Source organism: Candidatus Paceibacterota bacterium (assembly GCA_028714275.1).
Taxonomy (GTDB): Bacteria; Patescibacteriota; Minisyncoccia; order Phycocordibacterales; family CAINVO01; genus CAINVO01.
Genome location: JAQTMP010000044.1, coordinates 1 through 6,131, shown reverse-complemented (window position 1 = coordinate 6,131; position 6,131 = coordinate 1). Strand labels below are relative to the sequence as shown.

Genomic DNA, 6,131 nt, shown 5'->3' with positions numbered 1-6,131 from the left:
CGGCTGTATTTAGAGCTACCTTGCGATTATCGAGGGCTGTTTGGAGAGCCACTGTGCGTACGGATAAAGCAGTTGAGAGGCAAGCTTTTTTGGTGGCCGAATTTAAATTGGGGCTTGAAGCACTGCCGGCAAAAACAGGCACGGCACTAATAAGGGCCAGGGTGGTGATTAAAATTATTTTGGCAAGGCTGCTCGTTGTGGTTTTTCTAGTCATTTTTTATAACTTTAAGCGGTTCAAAAATAGTATACAACCTTTTGATTTGTTATGCTAAAGAGATGGAGACTTTTATGCTCATCGTCACTTCAATCGCAGATCCTTTTCCTTTAGCCCTTATTTCTGCTGTGTTTGTGTTGTATCTCATTTATCGAGGGGAATATCGTGAAGCCAAAGTCAGCGCTTTTGCTGTTATTTTTGGGCTGATTTCTTTTTCTGTCATCAAGGATCTTTTGATGGTGGCCAGACCCTTGCATCCTATGGTAGTTGTTTACGGAAGTAGTTTTCCAAGCGGACACACCACCATGGTCACTATCTTGGCTACGCTTGCTGTCCGCTGGTCCTCAACTCGACGAGAATGGTCAAATTGGAGAAAAGAATGGCGGGCACATCATTGGGTCCTTTTGGCTGCAGTCTGTTTGGTTTTGTTAGTTGGTTTTAGTCGGGTTTACCTTGGGGCTCATTGGTCGACAGACGTTGTGGGAGGAGTGGCTTTGGGTCTAGTGTCGGTCCTGGCCTCTCTTTTGTTTTTTAAAGTAATGTGAAGTAAATTATAAAAATGAAAAGAAAAGCCTTTAAAATAAAGTTAAATAAAAAGCCGGCCCAAGTGCTCGGAGGGCTGCCAGTGAGAGAAAGGGTTATAAATATTTTACAGAGAAAGTCTAAGGCTTTTTTAATGCAATCTGGTCGCAAGCCTTGTCTAGCTATCGTGCAATTGGGTGACAGGGAAGAATCCAATCGCTATATCAGACAGAAAAAAATGTTTGGCGAAACAATAGGAGTTAGCACAGAACACATAAAGTTTTCGGAAATAAAATCTCAAAAAAATCTGCAGAAAAGATTGTTGACTAAAATAAAAAGTTTAAACGAGGATTTAAAGGTAGATGGGATTATTGTGCAGTTTCCGTTACCTGAAGGAATTGAGGAAGATGACGTAGTGAAAATCATAGATCCAAGAAAAGATGTCGACGGGATTGGAGCTATGTCGCCCCACACGCCAGCTACAGCTCGCGGGGTACTGGCCATGCTGGATTTTTATGGAGTAAAGCTTGAGGGGAAAAAAGTAGTCGTAGTGGGCAGGTCAAAGCTGGTGGGCCTACCCATCGCATTGGCCTGTCTGAAAAGGAATGCGACAGTGACTATTTGTCATGGTCAGACTAAAAAACTCAGCGAGGAAACGCGCCGGGCCGATGTGCTGGTGGTGGCTGTCGGCCACCCCAAGCTGATCGGCCCGGCGCTCGTCTCACCCCACCAGACAGTCATAGATGTCGGTATCACCGCTGTTCCAGACAAAGTATCCTCGAGTGGTTTTCGGCTGGTTGGAGATGTGGACGCAGACAAAGTGGCCCACATAGTCAAAGCCCTTTCCCCAGTCCCTCGAGGGGTTGGTCCCATGACCGTGGCCTCACTTTTTCTCAATCTGCTGGATGCTTGCGAGATCAGCTCTTGTGAAAAACAACCCCTTTCAAAAAAATAAACATGCTACAATATACGCATGGCAACACAAAATAATTCAAAAGATAATAATTGGTTTGATGCAAGTGAAAATGGTAGAAATATCTCTTTTGCCCTCATCACTTTTTTAGGCCTCCTCAGTATTTTTTTAATCGCAAAAACAGTCAACGAAGTCCGTACCTATCCTACTATCGGTGAAAGTGCGACCGAGCACAATGTGATCACAGTGTCGGGAGAGGGAAGCGTCAGTGCTGTTCCAGATATTGGTACTTTTTCCTTTACTTTGAGTGAAACGGCTCCCACTATTGCAGCTGCCCAAAAATTGGTGGCGGACAAAGGCAACGCCGCTCTTAATTTTCTCAAGAAATCAGGCGTAGACGAAAAGGATATTAAAACTGAAAGCTATAACACCAATCCACATTACGTATACAGTACGACTGTCTGTACCGGCCGAGTCTGTCCTCAGCCAAACGCCACGATCACGGGCTACGATGTCAATCAAACAGTCAGTGTCAAAGTGCGCAAGCTCGACCAAGCCGGCACTCTCATCGCTGGTCTAGGAGCTTTGAATATAGGCACAATCGGTGATTTATCTATGACCGTCGATAGTCTTGACGCCCTAAAGTATCAAGCTCGGGATATTGCTATCGCGAATGCTCGGATGGAGGCTCTTCGTCTCGCAAAATCTCTAGGCGTTTCTCTTGGCAAAGTGACCGGGTTTTCTGAATCAACAGGCGGCGGCGTACCTGTGCCTATGTATAAAAATATGATGGCCGGGGTTCAGGATTCAGCCGCCTCTGGTGCACCCGCTCTGCCTACAGGCGAGAACAAAATTATTTCGGATGTAACAGTCAACTACGAGATTCAGTAGAAATTTGAGCATTTGACTTTTTTCCCCAATCGTACTAATATGGCACTAAATCGCCCCGACAGGGGTTTTTTAGTAAGAAAAAGGCTAGCTAAAAGGCTAGATAACATAAAATATTACTATGGGAATCATCAATTATATCAATGAAACACGGGCTGAAATGAAGCATACTACCTGGCCTACGCGCAAGGAAGCGGCTTTTTACACCGTTTTTGTGATCGTCAGCTCACTCCTCCTGGCCGCTTTTCTGGGCGCTTTTGATTCCCTTTTCTCTCAAATTCTCAAAAACTTTATTTAATTTTTATTCAAATTTAACCAACCTCAACTTAATTTCAAAAAAATATGAGCAAACAAGAAGAAGGGGAACGAAACTGGTATGCCATTCACACCTATGCTGGGTATGAGAACGCAGTGATGCGCAATCTCAAGCAGCGCATAGAGTCGCTCTTCATGGAGGACAAGATTTTTAATGTGATTGTCCCAACTGAAAAGAAAATCAAAATAAAAGCGGGCAAGCGCGTCGAGGAAGAAGAAAAAATCTATCCAGGCTATGTGTTGGTAGAAATGATCGTGACCGATGATTCGTGGTTTATGGTGCGCAACACTCCTCGAGTGACTGGCTTCGTCGGATCAGGCGTGTATCCAGTGCCTCTAGATAAAAAAGAAGTCGAGGCTCTCTTTAAGCGAATGAGTGTAGACACTGTCAAACACAAGATTGATCTTTCAGTTGGAGATGCCGTCAACATTGGCGACGGTCCATTTAAGGATCTTGAAGGTAAAGTCAGCGAAGTCGACGAGGAACGAGGCAAAGTAAAAGTGCTTGTTTCTATGTTCGGCCGCGAGACGCCTGTCGAGCTCGATTTCTTGCAAGTTCGAAAAATATAAGCTAGTATCATAAAACCTTTATGGCTAAAAAAATCATTAAACAACTCAAGCTAGTCATCCCAGCGGGCAAAGCTAATCCTGCGCCTCCAGTAGGCCCCGCTCTCGGCCAGGCGGGTATCAATATTGGTGACTTTGTCACCAAATTTAACGCCGCTACGGCTAAAATGATGGGGGACATCGTGCCTGTAGCTATTACAGTCTATGAAGATCGCTCTTATGATTTTGTCCTCAAAACTCCTCCAGCGTCTTCTCTCATTTTAAAAGCTCTTGGAGTGGAAAAAGGCTCTGGTACAAATGTGGCCAAAAAAGTGGGCAAGATTACCAAAGCTCAAATCAAAGAAATTGCTGAAAAGAAAATGTCGGATCTCAACGCCAATACCGTCGAGGCCGCTATGAAGATTGTTGAAGGGACATGTCGGTCAATGGGAGTAGAAGTAAAATAACTAAAAAATAAGTACTCTTTTTTGAGACACGGAAAATTTCTACTGAAATTTTCCTTATCCTCGCCAACGCTTTGGCTGCGGGGTCTCCAAAAAGAGTATTTATTTTTTAGTTATTTTATTTGGCTCTGAATGTTGACAGCTAGTTGGGGGATGTTAAAGTAAAAAAAGAGATTTGAATTTTTACAAGAAAGGTAAAAATGCTTAGAGATAGAAATAAAAAGCGAATTTTGATTGGGGATGGTGATTGTCAGGCTCCCGAATGGATTCGGGTTCGCGGTGGATTGGTAATCGGGGCTCTCTTGGAGCTCGGGCACCATGTCATCACAGCCAAGGACATTCACACCGAGTGTGGCGTGAAAAAAGGCCAGCCCTGTTTCAAAAACAACATTTACTTCCGCACTTTACAGGAGATTGGTCAGGTTGATCTGGCGGTTTTCTTTGCGGATAATATTTCGGTGGAGGGAGGCATCCAGCTCGTCAAGGCTCTGGATTTCCGCCGGCCACTCATCATGCTCCTGCAAAGGGGAAGGGAAAAAACTAACCTTGCGTATGTGGACATTATCGATGCCCACACTGTTCTGGGAAAGTATAAACCACTTTTTCAGGTGTATGAGGCTCATAACGAGGGCGATATTACCGACATTGTCCAGCTCATTGTGGGACAGCTTTAGTCAAGGCCATTTCTGCTAAAAAACCCGCGGCTTCTCAAAGCTGCGGGTTTTCCTTGACTAGATATTTTGGCGCTTTTCAAAGCCCATGCTAAACTATTCCCATGTCCAAAGAATCATTTGATTTTAATGCTCCTCAAGAAGAAGTAGGTGTGGTCAAGGCAGAGCTTTCAGAAGTGAAAAAAGGTGTGGCTAAAAAAGCTGGTGTCCTGGCGGCAATAGGAGCTGCTGTAGCCCTTTTTGCTCATTCAAAAAGCGCCGAAAACCCTCAATCTGAAGCTGAAAATGCGAGTCTGAAAAATGATCCCATCGTAGCTATGACGGAGGGAGATGTTGACAGCGGCACACCCAAAGGAATCAATCCCAATATAAAAATAGAAAAGGCGGAAGGAAAAACTGACGGCTCTTTGGTTTGGACAGTGGCCGATAAAGAATAATTTATGATGAGCGAAAAAAATACAAAAAAGGAACGCCCATCTTGGGACGAATATTTTTTAGGAATCATGGATATGGTAGCTGCTCGCTCCACCTGTGATAGGGGACGGTCGGGCTGTGTCATTGCCAAAGATAAACGCATCGTTTCGACTGGCTATGTCGGCGCGCCCGCTGGATGTGCGCATTGCGATGAAGTGGGACATGAAATGCATACTGTTGTGCAAGAAGATGGCACACAGTCACGTCACTGTGTCCGGACTACTCATGCTGAGCAAAATGCTGTTGCTCAGGCTGCTCGTTCTGGCTCGAGCACTGATGGAGCCACCCTTTATTGCAAAATGACCCCTTGCTATGTTTGCGCCAAAATGATCATCAATGCCGGGATTACAAGAGTGGTGGCGACTAAAGATTATCATGGGGGAGGGCGCAGCAAAGAAATTTTTAAAGAATCAGGCGTCCAGTTTGAGCTTTTGGATGACGCCCTGGAGGTTTATGAAGATATGAAATAAAAGTATAAATATATGGCAAAAATGGTGATTGGCTTAGTGGGAGAAATGGCCAGCGGCAAAGATGTGGTCAAAAAATATATGGGTCAAAAATATGCTGCAAAATACTGCCAGTATTCTACTATTTTGCGGGATGTCATGGATCGTCTTTGTTTGGAAAAAAGCCGCGAAAATATGCAGAAGGCCTCGACAGGGCTGCGCCAACTTTTTGGAGAAGAGCTTTTGGCCAAGGTCATTGCCAATGACGCCGACAAACTGGAGGCCGAGATGGTGGTGGTAGACGGAGCCCGTCGGATGGCGGACATTGCTTATTTAAAAAAGTTGCCGCAGTTTGTCTTGGTCAAAATTGAAGCTGAACCAAAAATCAGATATGAACGCATAAAAAAGAGAAATGAAAATGTAGGGGACAGCGAAAAAACATTTGAAGCGTTTGTGCGTGAACATGAGGCCGAGGCGGAAAAAGAAATTCCAATTGTCATGAAAGAAGCCAAATATTTGCTAGACAACAATGCTAGTCTGGAAGATTTGTATAAACAGGTAGATGCCCTCGTTTTAAAATTAAAAGGTTAAACCTAAAAATATCTGCCAAAGAAAAACGCCTCGGACAGCCGGGGCGTTTTTTTGGTTGGTTTGGGCAATTATTTTTTAGGAATTTTT

At 44.3% G+C, this 6,131-nt stretch carries 11 protein-coding genes; 10 read left to right on the top strand and 1 reads right to left on the bottom strand.

Annotated features, from left to right (window positions below):
• Window positions 1–214 (bottom strand): hypothetical protein (locus tag PHF79_03730; protein ID MDD5318891.1); only part of this gene is annotated, 214 nt, incomplete at its 3' end.
• Between the two features lie 62 nt (window positions 215–276).
• On the opposite strand from PHF79_03730, the gene PHF79_03725 reads away from it, so the two are divergent.
• From PHF79_03725 to PHF79_03680, 10 genes are all read left to right on the top strand, one after another.
• Entirely contained in the window at window positions 277–759 is a 483-nt protein-coding gene (locus PHF79_03725) for a phosphatase PAP2 family protein (protein ID MDD5318890.1), read from the top strand.
• A 14-nt stretch (window positions 760–773) separates the two neighbouring features.
• Entirely contained in the window at window positions 774–1,691 is a 918-nt protein-coding gene (locus PHF79_03720) for a bifunctional 5,10-methylenetetrahydrofolate dehydrogenase/5,10-methenyltetrahydrofolate cyclohydrolase (protein MDD5318889.1), read from the top strand.
• 18 nt (window positions 1,692–1,709) lie between these two features.
• Entirely contained in the window at window positions 1,710–2,540 is an 831-nt protein-coding gene (locus tag PHF79_03715) for an SIMPL domain-containing protein (GenBank protein ID MDD5318888.1), read from the top strand.
• 118 nt (window positions 2,541–2,658) lie between these two features.
• The gene (gene secE / locus PHF79_03710) at window positions 2,659–2,835 is read left to right on the top strand and encodes a preprotein translocase subunit SecE (protein ID MDD5318887.1); all 177 of its coding nucleotides are present in this window, start codon (window positions 2,659–2,661) and stop codon (window positions 2,833–2,835) included.
• A 44-nt stretch (window positions 2,836–2,879) separates the two neighbouring features.
• The gene (gene nusG, locus PHF79_03705; GenBank protein MDD5318886.1) at window positions 2,880–3,422 is read left to right on the top strand and encodes a transcription termination/antitermination protein NusG; all 543 of its coding nucleotides are present in this window, start codon (window positions 2,880–2,882) and stop codon (window positions 3,420–3,422) included.
• 20 nt (window positions 3,423–3,442) lie between these two features.
• Complete coding sequence (gene rplK, locus PHF79_03700; protein MDD5318885.1) at window positions 3,443–3,865, top strand: 50S ribosomal protein L11; 423 nt, start codon at window positions 3,443–3,445, stop codon at window positions 3,863–3,865.
• Between the two features lie 197 nt (window positions 3,866–4,062).
• Window positions 4,063–4,536, top strand: coding sequence for a hypothetical protein (locus PHF79_03695; GenBank protein MDD5318884.1), 474 nt, complete (start codon window positions 4,063–4,065; stop codon window positions 4,534–4,536).
• A gap of 101 nt (window positions 4,537–4,637) precedes the next feature.
• A complete protein-coding gene (locus PHF79_03690) occupies window positions 4,638–4,970 on the top strand; it encodes a hypothetical protein (GenBank protein ID MDD5318883.1) in 333 nt (110 codons plus the stop codon).
• Between the two features lie 6 nt (window positions 4,971–4,976).
• Window positions 4,977–5,477, top strand: a complete 501-nt coding sequence (locus tag PHF79_03685; GenBank protein MDD5318882.1) for a cytidine/deoxycytidylate deaminase family protein — start codon at window positions 4,977–4,979, stop codon at window positions 5,475–5,477.
• A 12-nt stretch (window positions 5,478–5,489) separates the two neighbouring features.
• The gene (locus PHF79_03680; GenBank protein ID MDD5318881.1) at window positions 5,490–6,044 is read left to right on the top strand and encodes an AAA family ATPase; all 555 of its coding nucleotides are present in this window, start codon (window positions 5,490–5,492) and stop codon (window positions 6,042–6,044) included.
• The last annotated feature ends 87 nt before the right edge of the window (window positions 6,045–6,131 follow it).